The organism is Micromonospora sp. M51 (assembly GCF_018070305.1).
Classification (GTDB): domain Bacteria; phylum Actinomycetota; class Actinomycetes; order Mycobacteriales; family Micromonosporaceae; genus Micromonospora; species Micromonospora parva.
This window is the reverse complement of the sequence record NZ_JAGPXZ010001122.1, coordinates 1-1,365: the sequence shown is the minus strand read 5'-3', so window position 1 is coordinate 1,365 and position 1,365 is coordinate 1. Positions and strand designations below refer to the sequence as shown.

The 1,365-nt window shown below is 71.8% G+C and carries 1 protein-coding gene; it reads right to left on the bottom strand.

The genetic code is table 11. The features are described 5' to 3' along the window. Positions 1 to 30 precede the first annotated feature (30 nt). A partial coding sequence (locus tag KBX53_RS32980) for an ATP-grasp domain-containing protein (RefSeq protein WP_210863767.1) occupies positions 31 to 1,365 on the bottom strand: 1,335 nt, incomplete at its 5' end.

The window sequence follows — 1,365 nt, the reverse complement described above, 5'->3', positions numbered from 1 at the left end:
ACCACGGCCGTACCGCCCGCTCGAACACTGTCACTGGGCCGCCCGCAGGATGGCGTGCAGGTCCTGCAGAGGCCGGACCTGCATGTCGCCGCGGATACGCGCCTCGATGCCCATCACCGCCGCCGCCGCGCCGGGAACGGTGGTGATGCAGGGGATGTCCGCGGTGACGGCCGCGCTGCGGATCTCGTAGCCGTCCGAGCGGGCGCTGGCACCGGAACCCTGCGGGGTGTTGATCACCAGCGCCACGTGGCCGCCGCCGATCAACGACACCGCGTCATCGCCCGCACCGGCCTGGTAGTGCTTGCGGATCTGCTCACAGGCGATGCCGTGGCGGCGCAGCACCTCGGCCGTGCCGGCGGTGGCGACAATCTCGAAGCCCAGATCCGCCAGCCGCTTGATCGGGAAGATCATGCCGCGCTTGTCGCGGTTGGCCACCGAGACGAAGATCTTCCCGGCGGTCGGCAACGACCCGTACGCGGCCGACTGACTCTTGGCGAAGGCGTGCCCGAAGTTGGTGTCGATGCCCATCACCTCGCCGGTCGACTTCATCTCCGGGCCGAGCAGCGAGTCGATCCCCTTGCCCGCGCGGGTCCGGAAGCGCTTGAACGGCAGCACCGCCTCCTTCACCGCCACCGGGGCGTCAGCGGGCATCGTGCCCCCGTCCCCGGTGGCCGGCAGCAGGCCCTCGGCGCGCAGCTCGGCGATGCTCGCCCCGAGCGCGATCCGCGCCGCCGCCTTGGCCAGCGGCACCGCCGTGGCCTTGGAGACGAACGGAACGGTCCGCGACGCGCGCGGGTTGGCCTCCAGGACGTAGAGCACGTCGTCCTTGAGGGCGTACTGCACGTTGAGCAGGCCCCGCACGCCGACGCCCCGGGCGATCGCCTCGGTGTAGCGGCGCACCTCCGCGAGGTGCGAGCCGGCGAGGGTGATCGGCGGGAGCGCGCAGGACGAGTCGCCGGAGTGGATGCCGGCCTCCTCGATGTGCTCCATCACGCCGCCGATGTAGACCTCGCCGTCGGCGTCGCAGAGCGCGTCCACGTCGATCTCGATGGCGTCGTCGAGGAACCGGTCCACCAGCACCGGGTGGTCCGGGGAGATGTCGGTGGCCCGACCGATGTAGTCGCGCAGCGTCGGATCGTCGTAGACGATCTCCATGCCCCGCCCGCCCAGCACGTACGACGGCCGGACCAGCACCGGGTAGCCGATCTCGTCGGCGATGGCCTTCGCCTCGTCGTACGAGGTGGCCATGCCGTGCGACGGCGCGCGCAGCCCGGCGCGGGCCAGCACCGCGCCGAACGCGCCCCGCTCCTCGGCCAGGTGGATCGACTCCGGGGAGGTGCCGACGATCGGCACACCCGCGTTCTT